The organism is Desulfobacter sp., from assembly GCA_028768545.1.
Classification (GTDB): Bacteria; Desulfobacterota; Desulfobacteria; order Desulfobacterales; family Desulfobacteraceae; genus Desulfobacter.
Map to the genome: position 1 here is coordinate 535,230 of CP054838.1, position 15,590 is coordinate 550,819.

At 51.1% G+C, this 15,590-nt stretch carries 15 protein-coding genes and 1 pseudogene; 6 read left to right on the forward strand and 10 right to left on the reverse strand.

Going from position 1 to position 15,590, the window contains the following annotated elements:
- Positions 1-7: 7 nt before the first annotated feature.
- The 10 genes from HUN05_02595 to HUN05_02640 all read right to left on the reverse strand — a co-directional run bounded on the left by HUN05_02595 (position 8) and on the right by HUN05_02640 (position 9,975).
- Entirely contained in the window at positions 8-1,177 is a 1,170-nt protein-coding gene (locus tag HUN05_02595; GenBank protein WDP87892.1) for an IS4 family transposase, read from the reverse strand.
- Positions 1,178-1,288: 111 nt separating this feature from the next.
- Positions 1,289-1,537, reverse strand: coding sequence for an AMP-binding protein (locus HUN05_02600; protein WDP87893.1), 249 nt, complete (start codon positions 1,535-1,537; stop codon positions 1,289-1,291).
- 103 nt (positions 1,538-1,640) lie between these two features.
- Entirely contained in the window at positions 1,641-2,591 is a 951-nt protein-coding gene (locus tag HUN05_02605; protein WDP84185.1) for an AMP-binding protein, read from the reverse strand.
- Positions 2,592-2,956: 365 nt separating this feature from the next.
- Positions 2,957-4,120, reverse strand: a complete 1,164-nt coding sequence (locus HUN05_02610; GenBank protein ID WDP84186.1) for an acyl-CoA dehydrogenase family protein — start codon at positions 4,118-4,120, stop codon at positions 2,957-2,959.
- A gap of 49 nt (positions 4,121-4,169) precedes the next feature.
- Positions 4,170-5,063, reverse strand: a complete 894-nt coding sequence (locus HUN05_02615; GenBank protein ID WDP84187.1) for an OB-fold domain-containing protein — start codon at positions 5,061-5,063, stop codon at positions 4,170-4,172.
- A 13-nt stretch (positions 5,064-5,076) separates the two neighbouring features.
- The gene (locus HUN05_02620; protein WDP84188.1) at positions 5,077-5,898 is read right to left on the reverse strand and encodes an SCP2 sterol-binding domain-containing protein; all 822 of its coding nucleotides are present in this window, start codon (positions 5,896-5,898) and stop codon (positions 5,077-5,079) included.
- A gap of 130 nt (positions 5,899-6,028) precedes the next feature.
- Positions 6,029-7,222: a hypothetical protein gene (locus HUN05_02625; protein ID WDP84189.1), complete on the reverse strand. Its 1,194-nt coding sequence runs from the start codon at positions 7,220-7,222 to the stop codon at positions 6,029-6,031.
- Between the two features lie 3 nt (positions 7,223-7,225).
- Complete coding sequence (locus tag HUN05_02630; protein WDP84190.1) at positions 7,226-8,374, reverse strand: hypothetical protein; 1,149 nt, start codon at positions 8,372-8,374, stop codon at positions 7,226-7,228.
- A 238-nt stretch (positions 8,375-8,612) separates the two neighbouring features.
- Entirely contained in the window at positions 8,613-9,065 is a 453-nt protein-coding gene (locus HUN05_02635) for a PHP domain-containing protein (GenBank protein WDP84191.1), read from the reverse strand.
- 52 nt (positions 9,066-9,117) lie between these two features.
- Positions 9,118-9,975 carry a 3-keto-5-aminohexanoate cleavage protein gene (locus HUN05_02640; GenBank protein WDP84192.1) on the reverse strand — a complete coding sequence of 286 codons (858 nt, stop codon included), beginning with the start codon at positions 9,973-9,975 and terminating at the stop codon, positions 9,118-9,120.
- 357 nt (positions 9,976-10,332) lie between these two features.
- Between HUN05_02640 and HUN05_02645 the strand changes: the two genes are divergently transcribed.
- The 6 genes and pseudogenes from HUN05_02645 to HUN05_02670 all read left to right on the forward strand — a co-directional run bounded on the left by HUN05_02645 (position 10,333) and on the right by HUN05_02670 (position 15,575).
- Complete coding sequence (locus HUN05_02645) at positions 10,333-11,196, forward strand: acyl-CoA dehydrogenase family protein (GenBank protein ID WDP84193.1); 864 nt, start codon at positions 10,333-10,335, stop codon at positions 11,194-11,196.
- 124 nt (positions 11,197-11,320) lie between these two features.
- A complete protein-coding gene (locus tag HUN05_02650; GenBank protein ID WDP84194.1) occupies positions 11,321-11,503 on the forward strand; it encodes a hypothetical protein in 183 nt (60 codons plus the stop codon).
- Positions 11,504-11,559: 56 nt separating this feature from the next.
- Complete coding sequence (locus HUN05_02655) at positions 11,560-12,720, forward strand: hypothetical protein (protein ID WDP84195.1); 1,161 nt, start codon at positions 11,560-11,562, stop codon at positions 12,718-12,720.
- A 14-nt stretch (positions 12,721-12,734) separates the two neighbouring features.
- Positions 12,735-13,526: an acyl-CoA dehydrogenase gene (locus tag HUN05_02660; protein ID WDP84196.1), complete on the forward strand. Its 792-nt coding sequence runs from the start codon at positions 12,735-12,737 to the stop codon at positions 13,524-13,526.
- A gap of 349 nt (positions 13,527-13,875) precedes the next feature.
- A complete protein-coding gene (locus HUN05_02665; protein WDP84197.1) occupies positions 13,876-15,075 on the forward strand; it encodes an aminotransferase class I/II-fold pyridoxal phosphate-dependent enzyme in 1,200 nt (399 codons plus the stop codon).
- A 20-nt stretch (positions 15,076-15,095) separates the two neighbouring features.
- A pseudogene (locus HUN05_02670) lies at positions 15,096-15,575 on the forward strand (NTP transferase domain-containing protein).
- Positions 15,576-15,590 lie beyond the last annotated feature (15 nt).

Consider the following 15,590-nt stretch of genomic DNA (forward strand, 5'->3'; position numbering starts at 1 on the left):
TGTCCGGTTAGGTTTTTGCTTGCTCAATAATTTTTTGATCTTTGACAATATTGTCCCTGTTTGAACTATGAGAGCCCTGCTCCTCGCAGCCAAACAGGTCATTTAGAATGGCGGTTCGCAGCTGCCGAACTCTTTTGATCGTGACCTTTTCATTAAACTGTTTTTGGCAATGGATTGCCAGTAACAGGTAAGTGATAAGGCCGCCAAGAATCTGAACCATAAGGCCGTATTCACTGCGGGCAATGAGATGATATACCTTCAGATGTTCTTTCCACCATTTGAAAAAATCCTCAATGGTCCACCGGAGTTTATAAATTGTTGCTATTTGTTCCGCTGTTAAATCATGCCTGTCAGTTGCCACATAGTATTTGACGCCAGCAATTTTATAGCCAACAACCCGAACAGGCCTTTTCGTCTGGTTTTGATTCGGAGTACCAAGTTTAACCAGTGCATCATAAAAAATGTAGCTGTCGGAAGAGGTCTCGTGGTTATCAATAATTGTTCTTGTTGTCCTGGTTTTTATACGGCAGACAAAATGTTTGCCTTGCTCCTGAAGCAGGTCAAATTCTTTATGGGATTGATATCCACGATCCATAACACCTGTTTGCCCCTTGGAAAGTATTTTGGGAACAAAAGTGCGTTCAGCGCCGTTGCCTTCAGTCAAAAAGATTTTGTTTGGGATTCCGTGATTAATGTCAAATCCGCAATGTACTTTGGCTTTTTTACTTCCTTTTCTGTAGTTCGCCCAGTGCATTGAAAGGACTGCATTTATGAGACTACCGTCAATGGAAACCAACTCTCCTAACTCGGCGTGTTCACCCGGATGACACTCAAGAGCCTGTTTATAAAGATCCTCAAAGATAAATTGCAGTTGTTCGAGTCCCCTGTGATTGATGGCTTCACAGAAACTACTACGGCTGATACCACCGTTTGGCGCAATATTTTCTTTAGCAAAAACATTCTCCTTGAGATCCTGAATTAAATGTCGGGCAGACTTGTGCTCCTGAAGATGGAAATAAACTAAAGCATTTATCTGGTCTTCGAATGTCATTTTTAAAGGGCGGTCTCCTCGAGATTGTAATTCCGGTGCTTTTGAAAGTGACTTTATCAGAGGGCACCTGAAATTGTCAAAGTTCAGGGACCGTAGTTGTTTTTTAGGGACTGAGATGTGCGTCATTTGAGCTCCTTGAGTTAAATTTTCAAGGCGCACAAAAATTTTTACGCACATTTGTCAACACAAAACAGACTGTTTTTTCAATGATTTTAGATGCTTTTTATATGCAACAACCTAACCGGACACTACTGAATATCCCTCAAAGACATTGTCCCCTTTGATCAATATCTCACCATCTTGGGCAATCTTGATCTCAACGCCGGGGATCGGGTTGCCCACGGTACCGATACGATAGTTGTCCAGCCGGCTCATGGTGGCAGGGGCGCAGCATTCGGTCATGCCGTAGCCCTCGACCACGGTAATGCCTGCGGCATTGAAAAAAAGAATGATATCCCGGGATGTGGGCGCGCCCGAGGCCGTCATCCACCTTACCCGGCCCCCTAAAGCCTCGGCCAGTTTCTTGAACACCAGGACATAGGCCAGCTTGTATTTTAAATTCAGGAAAATAGAGACGGGCTTATGCTGCTCACGGCGGGAGCAGCATAAGCCCGATCTTATGGCCCCAGGAAAATACTTTTTGCTTCCAAGGGGGCTGGTCTTCCACCTTTTCAAGGATCTTGTGGTAGACCTTTTCACAGACCCTGGGCACAGCCTGGATCACATGGGGTTTTTTCTCTTTCACATCCCTTGCAAAGAGCAGAATGCTTTCGGCATAGGAGGCGGTCCCCCCGACGTACATGCCGAAAAAATGGTCGGTGAGCCTGCCGAAGACGTGGGAAAGGGGCAGAAAAGGCACCACCTGGTCCGTATCAAAACAATAGGTCGGCTTAACAGAGGCAAGGCTTTTAAGTATGGCCATGATATTTTTATGGGAGATCATCACCCCCTTGGGCCGGGCCGTGGTGCCCGAGGTATAGACAATGGTGGCAAGATCTTGGGGCTCCACCTCCCGTGCAAGGCGTTCAAAACTATCCTTGTCTTTTAAGTGGAGTTGTTCACCCAGGGCGGCAAATTCCTCATACCCCACCACAATATCCTCGGCATCCGCGGGAACCCTGCCCTCAATTAAGATGATTTTTTTGAGTTCAGGCAGATCTTTGAGGCAGGCCAGCACCTTTTCCATCTGGTCGGAATCTTCCACAAACACAGCCTTGGCCCCTGAATTTTCAAGGATATACCCCACCTCTTCTGCGAGCAGGGTGGTGTACACCGGCACCACTGCCCCGCCAATGCCAAGGGTGCCAAGGGTGCCAAGATCGGCATAGAGCCATTCCAGACGGTTTTCACTCAAGATAGAAACCCGGTCCCCCTTTTCTACCCCAACCGATCTCAACGCAAGGCCCGCCTCTCTTGCCGCATCATAGTATTGGGCCCAGGAGGCGGATTCCCAGGCCCCGTTTAGCTTTTTTTCAACAGCAATCCTGTCCTGGTATTTGTCTGTCCTTTTTTTAAAGACCTCATTAATTGTTTTTTCCATATGCATGCATCCTCAAATGGGGCTAATCCGAATTTTTCATAACCTGAAGGTCAAAAACTGACAATTTAAACAAACTGGCTACTAATTTCTTTAAATACAACGCCTTATAATTACTTGCCAAATTAATTCCAAGGGTAAAAATTGTCACTCTTCGGGCGAACCGATTTCACCTCATCTGCGGCGTTGCAGCCCGTTCGCAGTAACGTCACTGCGGCTTCACGGCCTGGCGCCTTACAGCTTAAGCAAAATCGATTCGTGAAATATTCGGGCTGCGATTAATATCCAAATTGAGCCGATACTGCTTCACGAGTCGAATTCAGCGGGCCGCAGAAGACTAAGCCTGCAGCCTTGGAGTTTAGATAAAATCAGACCACAAATGCGGATATGATCTCCTTCATGATCTCGGTGGTGCCCCCGCCAATGGAGAGAATCCGGTTGTCCCGGTACAGCCTTTCCACCAGGTATTCCCGGCAAAACCCGTATCCCCCGAAAATCTGGACCGCGTCATAGGTGACCTTGTCGCTGACCTGGCAGGCAAAATTCTTGGCCATGGACACCTCTTTGAGCTGGTCAATGCCCGCACCGATTTTAGCGGCCACCCGATAGGTGAATTCCGTGCTGGCCTCCAGCAAGGTGGCCATGTCCACAAGCTTGTGCCGGGTGACCTGAAAGCCGTTAATGGATTTGCCGAATGCCTTGCGCTCCTTGGCATAGGCCACGGATTCCTCCAGGGCCATCCGGGATGTCATATTGGCAATCACGGCAATGGCCAGCCGCTCCTTTTGAAAATTGCCCATGATGGCGGCAAACCCCTGATTTTCCCTGCCGATCAAATTGGCTTTCGGCACCCGGCAGTTGTCCAGAAAAATTTCAGCCGTATCAGAACACCACCACCCGGTTTTTTTAATCTTCTGTGAGACGGAATACCCCGGGGTATCAGATTCAATGACCAACAGGCTGATACCCGAAGCCCCGTCATCCCCGGTGCGCACGGCGCAGGTGAGCTGATCCGCCCGAATTCCGCTGGTGATAAAGGTCTTGGACCCGTTGACAATATAGTCGTCCCCGTCCGGAACAGCCGTGGTCCCAAGATTGGCCACATCGGATCCGCCTCCGGGCTCGGTGATCCCCAGGGCGGCGATCCGCTCGCCTGCCAGCACGGGCACGACAAATTTTTCCTTTTGGGCCGGGGTGCCCAATGCCACAATGGGGGGCAGGGCAATGTTCAAAGAGCCGATCCCTGATGTGAATCCCCCTGAACCTGACCGCATCAGCTCCTCTGATACCGCCACCATGTAAAAAATATCCCCGGGGGTTCCCCCCAGCTCCTCGGGAAACCCCATGCCCAGGATCCCGAGATCCCCGGCCTTTTTATACAATTTTCTGGGGAACTCCCCCGCCTCTTCCCAGTCGTTGATAAAGGGTGTCACCTCTTTTTTAATAAACTCCCTGACGGCCTTGCGGACCTGGTCATGGGATTTTGAAAAATACGGCTGAACCTGAGTACTTGTCTTGAACCCGTCTGACATGGGTCTCTCCTTTTAGAATTCCTGGATCATTAACCCTAACCCGCAAAGTTTACTGGGCCGGCGGCGGAATGACCAGGGCCTGGCCCGTGGCCACAACCTCCATCTTCTGGTTGGTAAAGGTCAGTCCCATTTTCACCCATTGGCGCTCGTCAAGTTTTTCAATCACCTCGCCTGTGGCCGTGATCGTATCCCCGAAATAGGTGGGGGCCTTGAACCGGGTGGTAATCTCAAGGGCAATGGTGCCAAGGCCTGGCAGCTTCATGCCCAGCACCGGGGCAATCAAACACTGGGGAAGGGCGCCGTGGGCAATCCTTGTCCCCATGGGGGTGGTTTTTGCAAATTCCTCGTTTAAATGCATAGGGTTAAAATCCCCTGAGATGCCGGCAAAAAGGTAGACATCGGTCTCGGAAATGGTCTTGGTAAACGAGGCGAACATCCCGATTTCCAGTTGATCATAGGGGTATCCCAGCTCAAACTTGGGCCCTTGATCGATTGGCCTGAAATGGTCGATATCCATGATCGTGCCCGTGGTCTTTTTGGCAAACATAGCTTCCACACGCAGCCCTTTTTTCATCTGGGACAAAGGCATACCTTTGACAATATGGGCAAAAGAGGTGTCTGCCCCGTCCAATTTAATCAGAGCGGTGATATAGGGCGGTTTGACAGGCTGGTGGGGTTCTTCGTACCGAACTATGGTAAATCCCTCCACCACCCCTGTATTGGACAATTCCACCCAGTTTTCAGAAATATCTTCAAAACAAACCTCACAGCTGGACCTGGGCGGCACAAACACCTTGTCGCAAGTATTGCATTTGAGCCCCATGATCTTTTTGTCATCCCGGATGGAAATGATGAACCGGGAGCTGGTGCGCCCGGCAAAATACTGATAGGGCAGGGCCAGTTTTCCGTCAATGGTAAAGCAGTCTTCTGTGGTTGTTGTCATGGTCTTTCCCCCATCAGTCATCAATGATTTCAAAATATTTGATATCCGTTACCGTGCCCACCCGGACATCGTTCCACACCGGTCTGACCCTCACCCCTCTTTTGGCCCTGGGAATATCTTCAGCCTTGAGCTCATGCCACATGGTCTCGTGATCGCGGCAGCCGTCCAAAAGAAAATGGCAGGAGCAATAGGGGTTTTCCCGGGTTTCCCCGGTCAAAGGATCCGGGCTGGCATAATAGGCCACATCCGGGGTTGAAATAATCCCTTCAGGCCCGATCTCAACAAATTCCTCGCAGGAGACCACGCACTCGGCACAGACCTCCCTAGGCGGAATCTGGAGCCTGTTGCAGGAGGGACACTTGTTTGCCAGGATCTTCTTCTCTTTAAGGGCATTGAGAAACCGGCCCATGACAGGTCCTGTGGAAAAGGTCTGGGGAATGGAAAACACCTGTTTGAGCACCAAAAGCTCTTCCCCATCTTCCTGTGCCCCCGGAGGGCTGTATTTTTGAAAAAACCGGGCAGCTTTGGTCAAAATGTCCAGGTCGCCTTCCACCTTAAGCTTGCCCGAGGAAAAGGCCGTCATCCCGTCCAGCTTGCCCAGGGTAATGTCGATCCAGTCCGTATCGGCACAGGTGGTGGTGACATGGGGATCCACAATCCCCTCAACCACCCTTACTTCGCCGTTGTTCACGCAGACCGTCCACTTGCCCCCGTTCTCTCCTGTAATAACATATCCGAAATTGGCGCTTATCCCTGCAACCCCCTCGGGAATGACCCGATCTTCCATGGTGGCAAAAATATCAGCAACCCGATTGTCCCTTGTTTCTTCACTCATAAATTCTCTCCTGTCTGTAAATGGACCTGGAATCTTTTATTGGTGTACACGTTTCAGGTTGAATCCTCAGCCCGGCTATTTCACGCCTTAAGCCCGATCTTCAGCCCGGCCAGTTCTCGGCATCTCCTGGTTAAAGCCTGGGAGCGTCTTTGGTCAGCAGAACCAGCACCGTCCACATGGTGCCGCCAAACCCCGAAGCCAATGCCGTGTTCACCTCTTTGGCCACCTGGTGTTCCTTGGCCCTGCCCATGATCTGCATGGCCGCCTCAGCCACCCTGACCATGGCCGTGGCCCCGATGGGATTGGAGGCAATCACCCCGCCGGAAGGGTTGACGGGAAACTCCCCGTCAATGGCAATCTCTCCGTTTTCAACCATTTTCAGGTGCTCGTCCCCTTCTAAAAGGAGAAACTCCCTGAGCCAGTCCAGGCCCCACCATGAAAAAGGGTCATACATCTCCATCATGTCGATCTCTTGTCTCGGATCTTTGATGCCATTTCTGTTGAACAGCTTTTCTGCGTCCACTCTATGGGTCATGGTCACGGGGGCATCACCGAAAATCGCAAAATTTTCCTCCCGGTGAACGGTGACATGATCCTTGATCCAGGCGGGCTGGTCGCAGTGTTCAAGGGCTTTTTTTTCCGAGGCAAAAATCATGACACAGGCCCCGTCGCTCTGGGAGCACATGTGGATGAGCCTCAGTTCACCCACAAGCGCCGGAGAGTTTGCAGCCATATCATCGGCCTGGTCAAATTCAAGGCCCAGCCTGCGGTGGGCTTTTTCATTTTTCATGGCATGCTTGTCCATGGTGATCCGATATTTCATGGAGGCTTTTTTGGCCCGTTCCTCGCCAAACTCCTCAATGATCTGGGTGGCGGTCATCCCGGTCAAGGCGCCTGTCTGGAGTTTCCGGGTCCACAAGGGATCTGCCATGTTGGTGATCCCGCCCGTGGTATGGCCCTCCTGGAGTTTTTCAAATCCAATGGCCATGACCACATCGTGAAGGCCCGAAGCCACCAGGGAATCCACCGCACAGACCAAAGTAGCCCCGGTGGTGCCGCCGGTGGTGACCCTGAGGCTTTCCCTGCCCAGGGTTCCTGTGCCCAGGGTGTGCCAGAGGTCGGGCTGGTGGACCATTTCAAAAAGCTCCATATTGCCGTGGACCACGCAGTCAATGTCCGCCATGGTCATGCCGGCATCGTCCAGGGCCTCAACCACGGCCTCGTGGATCATTTCCGGCTGGTTCACCTCTTCCCTGTGGCTGGAGTAAACCGACTGCCCCACCCCGATAATGCCTACGTTTCTATTTTTTTTAATCTCTTTCATCGTCTAATCCCTTTCAAGTGTTACCACGGAATGAAATTGGCCGGCTGGTCCCATAACCCCATGGGCAAGGGCGGTTCTCGGATCATCTGCCTGGATATCCCCTGCCTTGCCCATGAGCTGGAGGGCGGCATCCGCAGCTCTGACAAATCCGCCGAGCATCAGGGGGTTGCCCGCCAGCATACCGCCGGAAAGATTGACCTGGGCCTTTTCCCAGCCCCTTTGTTCCACCCAGCGGGCGCCGGCACCTCGATCACAAAGACCGAGTCCCTCCATCCACATGGGCAGTTGAAAGGCGTATTGGTCGCAGAGTTCCACCAGATCAAATGCAGACCCGGGATCTGTGATCCCGGCCCGTTTATAGGCCCTTTGGGCTGCGGCCTTAAGGGCGGCATTGGCGGTCAGATCCCGGTCCCCCAGAAAAAAGGAATCCATGGAGTTGCCCACCCCTGTAATCCATACCGGGGTATCGCAAAATTCATGCACCCTCTCTTCTGCGGCCAGGATCATGCCCACGGCACCGTCGGACACGGGATAGGCATGAAGTTTTCTAATGGGGTCAGCCAGAAAATCTGATCCCATGACCTCTTGTTTTGTGACCGGTGCAACTTCAGGCTGGTTTGGATTTTTAGCGGCCATCTCTCTGGCCCTGACCACAATATCAGCCAGATGGTCATCGGTCAGCCCAGTCTTTTCCCCGTATGCCTGGGCCTGAAGCCCGGCTGCCACACAGAAATCCAGACCCACCGGCCGGGTGAAGTAAGGATCAAAGGCCATATGGGTGACCATGTTCCGGCTTTGACCCTGGGATTCCTTGCAATGGCCCAAAAGCAGGACCACATCCTCCTGGCCGGACTGGATGGCGGCAAGGCCGTAATAAAGGGCCTGGATCCCTTCCTGGGCGATTTTTTCCTCGCACCCGAAATGACCGCCCAGAACATCGGTGAGCCCGTTGTCTGAAATGGTTCTGGCATCAAAAATATCGTCTGAACAGGAAATACTCATCCCGATTCCCTTTTCATCGTCAAAATCCACACCGGTCTGGGAGCGAAGATCGTCCAGGACCTCAACTACCATATTCTGAAACCGCTGCTCCCAGTTGTTCCGCTGGAACGGGGTTTGGGCAACCGCACAAATACCGACTCTTCTAGTCATTACACTTACCTCCTTAAGGTCTTCTCAAAACAATGGTTCAACTCTTTTCACAGGCCGAGTTGTTCAGGAAAAACAAATTGGGTCAGCCCGCATATTTCATGAATCACGTCTGCCTGAAATCGGGTTGCCCCATTGGCTTGTTCCGGATATAGCAATTCCAGAAATCCCCGGCTTTTATGGCCTTGAGTATCTTATCCCGGTCCCTGGGGGCATCCATCTCTATCCAGGCCCGGCCGCATCATAGACGGTTGTGAGAATCATCCGTGGCCACCTTGGGAAAGGGAAGCTGATCGGTTTCATACTCAGGAAAACGAAACCCCTTGGATGTGACTTCCACGGCATCTATGGGATGGGTTTGGACCAGCCCCGTGATCCGTTCAATCACCCGGCCCAGGGGCAGGTCCAGTTCCGAAGGATGGTTGAAAATATTCAGGGTTTCTTTGGGGCCGCTGATCTGGTTGATGTGGACATACCCCTTGTCAAACACGGTTTTTTCAACACCGCAAAAAACGATCATGTCGGTTTTAACGGCAGCCACATCTTTGTAACACTCTTTTTTCATGAGAAAATCATGGTCGGTCAGGGCGATAAAATCAAATCCCAGCCGCTCGTATACCCGAATGGCCTGGACAATGGTCAGCTCCCCGTCCGAACAGGTGGTATGGATATGCAGGCCGCCTTTTAAATGCACGGCCTGGACCCCATACCTGGATCTGCAGAATCTAAATTAAGGAAAAAAAAGATCATTTACCAATGCCCATGATCTCACGGGCCTGGTCAGGCGTGGCCACGGGCCGTCCTAAAAGACCTGCCACCTTGGCCGCACATTCCACCAGTTCATAGTTGCCCTTGGCCAATTCACCGTCAGGCATGCGCACATTGTCCTCAAGCCCCACCCGCATATGGCCGCCGAGCATGCAAGACTGCATGATGCAGGGAAATTCTGCCGTGCCCACCCCGCAGGTGGTAAAATTACAATTGTCCGGCAGGGCATGGTAAAGGGCCATAAAGGCATCGGGCCTGAACGCCTGGCCCCCGGCCACGCCCCAGACAAAGTTAAAATTCATGGGGTTGGAAAAAATCCCCTGCCGGCCAATGAGAAGGGTATTGTCCAGCCCGCCCATGTCGTAAATTTCAATTTCAGGGGTGACATTATTTTCCGCCATGGCCTTGCCGAAATCCTGGAGCATGGTAAAGGTATTTTCAAACACATAGTCCACCAGGATCTGCCTGCTCTTGCGGTCCAGCAGCCCGAAATTCATGGTATTGGTGTTTAAGGAAGCCATTTCCGGCCGGATCTCTATAATCTGGGTGATCCGCTGTTCAGCCGTCTTGCCCATGCCCACGGCAGAGCTTAAATTGACGATGAGTTCCGGGGTCCTCTCCTTGATGGCGTCATGGGTTTCTTTGATCAAGGCCACCTCATGGGTGGGCATCCCGTCTTCCTGCCGGGCATGGACATGGACCATGGCAGCCCCGGCCTCGTAGCACTTGGCCGCTTCTTGAGCAAATTCTTCCGGTGTATACGGCACTGCAGGATTATTGTTCTTAAAGGTGCCGGCACCTGAGAGGGCCGCGGTAATGATTACGTTTTCAGCCATGGGTTCTCTCCTTGTCTTAAATTTACAATGCTTATGCGTTCTTTACGTTTTGATCTGATGACAAACTTAAAAGCAACATTCATGCCAGGAACAGCTTGATGAATTTTATTCTTTAATTTTAAGTATTTATACAAAAGCCGTAAAAAAACAGTCACCGAACAAGATATCAATATATTGATAATTCACAGCATTCTGTGGTGAAACACCCAAAGGCATCCATCTCCTGGATTTGCCCAAACCCGGCCTAGTCGGGCCGGGACGGATCTTTCCCGGTTTTGGTATGGACCTTGCTATTATCTGAGCAGACCCAAGACATTTTTAAACCAATTGCTTTGAGCCCATAGGGAGAAAATTAAAATGGCCCAGGAACTTGCAGACAGACGGGATGTGGACTTTGTTCTTTTTGAACAGCTTGAAACCGAAAAAATACTCACCCATGACAAATTCAAGGGCATCAATAAAAAAGCCCTGGACATGGCCGTTTCAGAGGCAAGAAAACTGGCTGTCAAAGAGATCCTGCCCACCAATGTGCCCAGAGACCGGGAAGGGGTCAGGCTTGAAAACGGGCAGGTCAAAGTGCCCAAGTCCTTTCACAAGGCCTATAAACTCTATTGCGATGGGGAGTGGATCGCCTTTATGGACGATGAAAACGTAGGGGGACAGGGGATGCCTTCCAGCGTATGGGCTGCGGTCAGTGAATACTTTGTCTCGGCCAACCTGGCCTTTGCCATGTATCCCGGTCTTTGCCACGGCATCGGCAAGGTGATTGAACTCTACGGCACCCAGGACCAGAAAGAGATCTACCTTTCAAAACTCTACACCGGCCAATGGGGCGGGGCCATGCTCCTGACCGAACCCCAGGCCGGGTCCGACGTGGGAGAGCTGACCACCACGGCTGAAAAAACAGACAACAACACCTATGCCATCTCAGGATCCAAGATATTTATCACCGGCGGGGACCAGGACCTTACGGAAAATATCATCCACCTGGTTCTGGCCCGGATCAAGGGCGCCCCTGCCGGCACCAAAGGGATTTCTTTGTTTATCGTGCCCAAGATCAGGATCAATGCCGATGGAACGCCGGGCAGACCCAATGACGTAATCTGCACCGGGATCGAGGAAAAAATGGGGATCCACGGCTCTGCCACCTGCAGCCTATGTCCAGGCCCTGAACCATGCACGAGAACGGTGCCAGGGAAAAAACCTGCTCCAGGTCTTTGATCCCGGGGCGGGCCAGGCCCCGAGGGCGCATTCCTATTTTCCCGGTTTTAAAAAGGCCTGTCTTTTAGAGCAAAAAGAATGATATCCTCTGTTACGCTGAAATGAACATAAATGGATTGTGCTAATGAAGAAAGCTGAAGATTGTAATACTGTTGATGAAGTCCTTGCATGCCTCAAAAAACTGAAAGAAGATCCAAATCGCTTGGTTCGTAACGCTAACGAATTAGAACAGATGGAGCAGGAAATCCTTGAGTATACAAATCGGATAAGCGCCTTTTTTTTAAAAAAAAGATCCAGGCCTCAGTAGATTCCTCTGAACAGGTCGACCAAGAAAAAGAATTGATGTCCAATTGGCCGGGACGGATGAAAAGCGAAGGGCTTGAGACCGTTTGGATTCAGCTTTGTACAGATAGTTCGGTTGATATTCATGTTCGATACTATCGAAGGTCCTGTGACCGCCGAAAAGGAAAAAGATATAAAGGTGCATACGCTGGCTTAATCCTTCTTGGAATCCATGATCGCTGCTCGCCTGCTTTGGCTTCTATGGTGAGTTCTTGGTCAGCCTTATTAAGTTCTTTTGAAGAAGTCCGTCAAGTGCTTTGTGACCGTGGGATGACGTTGGGTATAAAGGTCATCCGTAAACTGACCTATCGGTACGCAGAGCGGGCTCGAGCCGAACAACAAGCGGGCCGAATCCCATTAAATGATAGAGATTTACTTGAAGGGCGGCGAGTCGTTATCAGCACTGATGGTGGCCGCACTCGGCTCAGAGAGAAGAAAAGGGGACCAAAAACCCAAAAGGATAGAACCCGATTTCGTGGGGCATGGCGAGAACCCAAGCTTTTGATCATTTATGTAGTGGACGCCCATGGAAAACAAGAAAAAAGCTTTTCACCATTTATTGATGGCTGTTTCAATGGACCGGATGGTGTATTCCACTTGTTAAAGGGTTATTTGAACTCCCTTCATATTCAGAACTCAGACAAAATACTGTTTGTTGCAGATGGGGCACATTGGATTTGGAATCGAATCCCCGGACTGCTAAAAGCATTGGGTTTGGCTCCTGAGCGTGTGTATGAACTTCTCGATTTCTACCATGCAGTTGAGCATCTGGGTACAGTAGCAGGCTTAAGGAAGACCTGGTCATCCAAGGAACGCAAACGCTGGGTATCGAAGCAGCGAGGTCTTCTGCTGAAGGGAAAGGCGATTGAGGTGGTACAGGCCGTCCAGAAGCTTTGTAGAGGCAGAAACAGTAAGGCTATCAAGACGGAACGGGATTATTTTGTGCGCAATGAACTGAGGCTTAATTTCTCAACTGTAAAAGCGTTGAACTTACCTATTGGCAGCGGTGCTATTGAAAGTTCGATTCGGAGAGTCGTGAATTTACGTCTTAAAGGTCCATGCATCTTTTGGTATCGGGAGAATGCAGAAAAAATGATTATGCTGCGATCATTTTATAAAGCAGGGCGTTGGAACTGCCTGAAGCAGATGGCAAACATGCACAATCCAGTGCCAGCGGTATAACCGGGAAAATGGGAATGCGCCCGGCCCCGATTATCCAGCACCCGGATGTCCGCCGGATGCTCATCTGGATGAAAGCCTATGTAGAGGGCATGCGCAGCCTGATCTATTATACGGCCATGGGCCTGGACAAATCAGAACTCAGCAAAACCCAAGAGACCAGGGACAAAAACAAGGGGATGGTTGAAATACTCACCCTCATTCTTAAATGCTATTGCTCTGAAAAAAGCTTTGAGGTCTGCACCCAGGCCCTCCAGGTCTTCGGGGGGTACGGATTTACCACAGATTATCCCATGGAACCGTTTTTACGGGATGCCAAGATCACCTCGATCTATGAAGGCACCTCAGGCATCCAGGCCATGGATCTTCTGGGCCGGAAACTGGGCATGAAAAAAGGACAATACTTCACAGACCTTTTGGGCGAGATCAATCAGACCGTTGAATCATCCGGAAAAATCAAGCCCATCGCCCCCCTGGCCGATGCCCTTGACCGGGCCGCAAGCCGGGCAGAGGAAACAGCCGTTCACCTGGGCACCCTGGCCATGGGGGATCTGCTGATCGGATGGATGATGCTCCAGCGGGCTGAAAAAGCCGCTGTCCAGCTGGAAAAAATCCTGGACGGCCTGGATGAAAAACAAAAACAAAACAAAATTTCTACCCATAAAAAGGCGGCCTTTTACCAGGGCCAGATCTCCACGGCCGAATTTTTCATCCACGGGGAACTTTCCGTAACCCTGGGCAAATTTGACGCCATCTGCGCAACCTGCGATGCCGCCGTAACAATCCCTGAAATGGCATTCGGCGCCTGACTAAAATTGCGATCCGGGGATTTAATTTACAGGCGGCAAAAGCCATTAAGGTCCCAGCTTCAAGGCAGAAAGGTTACCGCTGTAGTCGTCTACCGCAAAACCTTGATAACGAAGAAGATGGTTCCTTAATGGCTTTCCCAAAGGGTAAAAATTTAAAAAAATGATCCCAACACCACCAAAGACTCGGTCATCATTGCCGCCCAATGATTACAACCAATACTAAAGCCTGTTCATTTTTTTCAAAATTTTTATGCAACCCTGAAAGAAAATCTGCTATGGTTATTTTTTCAGATGCCTCAAAAAATCAAAGGCAGGCGTTAACCTTAATTGCCCAAGGAGTATATTTACCGTGGAAGAAAATAATATCATTCGATTTGCAGGCCGCATGGATCAGCTGCCCCCCTATTTGTTCGGCATGATCAACAAGATGAAAATGGACAAACGGCGGAACGGGGATGATGTCATTGACCTTGGCATGGGAAACCCCATGGACCCCACCCCGGATGCGGTAATTGAAAAACTGGTGGAAGTGGCCAAGGACCCCAAGTCCCACCGGTATCCGGAAAGCTCGGGCATGCCCCATCTGAAAAAAGAAATCTCCAAATATTACAACCGCCATTATCATATTGACCTGGATGCGGAAAAAGAGACCTATTTCACCATTGGCTCCAAAGAGGGAATCTCCCATCTCTGCCTGGCCATCATGGGCCCTGGGGATTCTGTCCTGGTACCGGCCCCGGCCTTTCCCATCCATATCTATGCCGCCGTCATCGCAGGGGCCAATGTCATGCGCATCCCCCTTGACCCGGAAAAAGGATTTTTAGACCGAATCGCCAATATCTGCGAGTCCTGCTACCCCAGCCCCAAAGTGCTGATGCTCAACTATCCCCACAACCCCACCGGCGTGGTCACGGACAAAAACTTTTTCAAAGAGATTGTCAAACTTGCCAAACGGTTCAACTTTATGGTCATCAATGATTTTGCCTATGCCAAGATCACCTATGACGGGTATGAGGCCCCCAGCTTCCTGGAAGTCGAAGGTGCCAAGGATGTGGGGGTGGAGTTTGGCTCCTTTTCCAAATCCTATAACATGGCCGGCTGGAGAATCGGCTATTGCGTGGGCAATGAAAAAATTGTGGCGGCTCTCGGCAAAATAAAAGGCTATTTTGACTACGGGATATTTTCCGCCATCCAGGTGGCCGGGATCATAGCGCTCCGGGACTGCGACGATACCATCCCCGAGCTGTGTAAAACCTATGAAACAAGACGGGACATCCTCTGCTCAGGCCTTGAACGCCAGGGCTGGGAAATTGAAAAACCCAAGGCCGGCATGTTTGTCTGGGCCAAGATCCCCGAGCCCTTTGCCCAAATGGGCTCCATGGAATTTGCCATCCAGCTCATGAACCGCGGCAATGTGGCCGTGGCCCCGGGAATCGGGTTTTCCGAAGAAGGGGAAGGCTATGTCCGCCTGGCCCTGGTGGAAAACGAGGAACGGTTGCGCCAGGCCGTACGCCAGATGAAAAAGGCCATGGAACAGATGGCGGTATAGACAAAAGGAGTAAGACAACCGTGCGTAAAGGAATCATTCTGGCCGGGGGTTCCGGCACCCGGCTCTACCCCCTCACCCTGTCGGTGAGCAAGCAGCTCATGCCGGTCTATGACAAGCCCATGATCTATTATCCTTTGACCACCCTGATGCTGGCCGGCATCCATGACATTCTGGTCATTACCACCCCCCACGATGTTGAGCAGTTTAAACGGGTGTTAAAAGACGGGTCCCAATGGGGCATCCGCATCCAATATGCGGTTCAGCCCTCCCCGGACGGCCTGGCCCAGGCCTTTATCATCGGAGAGGACTTTATCGGAGATGATCCCGTAACCCTGGTGCTGGGGGATAATATTTTCTACGGCCAGGGCTTGTCCGGCCGCCTCCAGGAGATTGCTTCAAGGGAAAAAGGGGCCACCATTTTCGGATACTATGTCAAAGATCCCCAGCGGTACGGGGTGATTGAATTTGACGACCAGGACCAAGTGGTGAGTGTTGAAGAGGTTCTGTTGCAAAAA